The organism is Microbacterium sp. HSID17254 (assembly GCF_003989315.1).
In the GTDB taxonomy this organism is placed as follows: domain Bacteria; phylum Actinomycetota; class Actinomycetes; order Actinomycetales; family Microbacteriaceae; genus Microbacterium.
On record NZ_RBLT01000129.1, the window covers coordinates 1 to 967 of the forward strand.

The 967-nt window shown below is 69.1% G+C and carries 1 protein-coding gene; it reads right to left on the reverse strand.

The window, feature by feature from the left end:
- Positions 1-625 (reverse strand): bifunctional DNA primase/polymerase (locus D8M34_RS18095; RefSeq protein WP_161973095.1); only part of this gene is annotated, 625 nt, incomplete at its 3' end.
- Positions 626-967: the final 342 nt, after the last annotated feature.

The window sequence follows — 967 nt, forward strand, 5'->3', positions numbered from 1 at the left end:
GCGAGCGGCGCGGAACGTGGGCGGTCGCCGGCTGGGGCGGCGGGGCGAGGATGGCGCGTGTCCACGGGGGCAGGTCGGCAGGCGGTCCGAAACGCTGGAACTGGTAGCGCCCCTCGGGGCGGACCGAGCCGGGAGCGAGGATGTGCCCGCCCTCACCTCGCGTGGCGATCTTCCAGCCGAGTCCGGTCTGAGAGCTGTTGCGCAGCGCGATGTCGTTGCGGAAGTACAGATGCCCACCTCCGCTGGGGGTGGACACCGTCAGGGTCTGGTCGGGCACGGGTTCACCGGCGCGACGCTCGAGCATCCGCAGGACGTCGCGGCCGTTGCGGGCCCCCTCGACCTCCTCGGGTGCGGTCGCCCCGCGGCCCTCGTCGAGGTCGATCACCAGGAGATTCGACGGTCCGCAGGCCATACCGACGTTGTAGGGCTTCGCGCTACACCAGCGGCGGATCTGTTCGGGGTCGATGGTGGCGCGCTGTTCCCAGCCCAGGTGCCCCTCCGGGCCGCTGCAGGGACCGCTGCGCTTGCAGGTGCGTTTGGCGTGGAAGATCGGCTTCTTGCCGTCGACCTGCAGCGGGAAGACGTGGTATCCGGCCCGCGCGGCCCCCAGAGCGACCTCCAGCATCTGGTGGCGAGTGGCTGGTGAGGTTCGCCGTTCCATGGGATCGCCAGTGGCGTGCTGATCACTCATGACGCTCTCCGGTTCTGGTGGTGCGGGAGCGCTGTCATCGCTCCCATTGCTGTTCACTATGCCACTATTTGGCTCGGTAATGCGCTCTGACCTGCGAGTATCTAGCCAGAGGTGGGCAGTCAGGCGCGATCGGCGGCGCTGAGCACTAGGGCCCGCAGGTCGGGTGCGTCGATGACCTCGGCCCAGGCGACCCAATCTGGGAAGGCCCTGGCCAGCATCGGCCGATGCACCGGGGGAATGGCGACGATCAACTCACAGAGGGCGCACTCCCAGGGG